Source organism: Corynebacterium sp. MSK004 (assembly GCF_030232515.1).
In the GTDB taxonomy this organism is placed as follows: Bacteria; Actinomycetota; Actinomycetes; order Mycobacteriales; family Mycobacteriaceae; genus Corynebacterium; species Corynebacterium hesseae.
In genome coordinates, this window is the sequence record NZ_JASPKB010000017.1 from 1 (window position 1) to 1,328 (window position 1,328).

Consider the following 1,328-nt stretch of genomic DNA (forward strand, 5'->3'; position numbering starts at 1 on the left):
GTTGGAAAGTTTTTTCGGTGCAAGATGAGCTCGCGGCCTATCAGCTTGTTGGTGGGGTAATGGCCTACCAAGGCGTCGACGGGTAGCCGGCCTGAGAGGGTGTACGGCCACATTGGGACTGAGATACGGCCCAGACTCCTACGGGAGGCAGCAGTGGGGAATATTGCACAATGGGCGGAAGCCTGATGCAGCGACGCCGCGTGGGGGATGACGGCCTTCGGGTTGTAAACTCCTTTCGACAGGGACGAAGCTTTTTGTGACGGTACCTGTATAAGAAGCACCGGCTAACTACGTGCCAGCAGCCGCGGTAATACGTAGGGTGCGAGCGTTGTCCGGAATTACTGGGCGTAAAGAGCTCGTAGGTGGTTTGTCGCGTCGTCTGTGAAATTCCGGGGCTTAACTTCGGGCGTGCAGGCGATACGGGCATAACTTGAGTGCTGTAGGGGAGACTGGAATTCCTGGTGTAGCGGTGAAATGCGCAGATATCAGGAGGAACACCGATGGCGAAGGCAGGTCTCTGGGCAGTTACTGACGCTGAGGAGCGAAAGCATGGGTAGCAAACAGGATTAGATACCCTGGTAGTCCATGCCGTAAACGGTGGGCGCTAGGTGTAGGGGGCTTCCACGTCTTCTGTGCCGTAGCTAACGCATTAAGCGCCCCGCCTGGGGAGTACGGCCGCAAGGCTAAAACTCAAAGGAATTGACGGGGGCCCGCACAAGCGGCGGAGCATGTGGATTAATTCGATGCAACGCGAAGAACCTTACCTGGGCTTGACATACACCAGATTGCTGCAGAGATGTAGTGTCCCTTGTGGTTGGTGTACAGGTGGTGCATGGTTGTCGTCAGCTCGTGTCGTGAGATGTTGGGTTAAGTCCCGCAACGAGCGCAACCCTTGTCTTATGTTGCCAGCATTTGGTTGGGGACTCATGAGAGACTGCCGGGGTTAACTCGGAGGAAGGTGGGGATGACGTCAAATCATCATGCCCCTTATGTCCAGGGCTTCACACATGCTACAATGGTCGGTACAACGCGCAGCGACACTGTGAGGTGGAGCGAATCGCTGAAAGCCGGTCTTAGTTCGGATTGGGGTCTGCAACTCGACCCCATGAAGTCGGAGTCGCTAGTAATCGCAGATCAGCAACGCTGCGGTGAATACGTTCCCGGGCCTTGTACACACCGCCCGTCACGTCATGAAAGTTGGTAACACCCGAAGCCAGTGGCCTAAACTTGTTAGGGAGCTGTCGAAGGTGGGATCGGCGATTGGGACGAAGTCGTAACAAGGTACCCGTACCGGAAGGTGCGGGTGGATCACCTCCTTTCTAAGGAGC

The 1,328-nt window shown here is 56.0% G+C and carries 1 rRNA gene; it reads left to right on the forward strand.

The window, feature by feature from the left end:
- Window positions 1-1,319 (forward strand): 16S ribosomal RNA (locus tag QP999_RS13475); the annotation flags it as partial.
- Window positions 1,320-1,328: the final 9 nt, after the last annotated feature.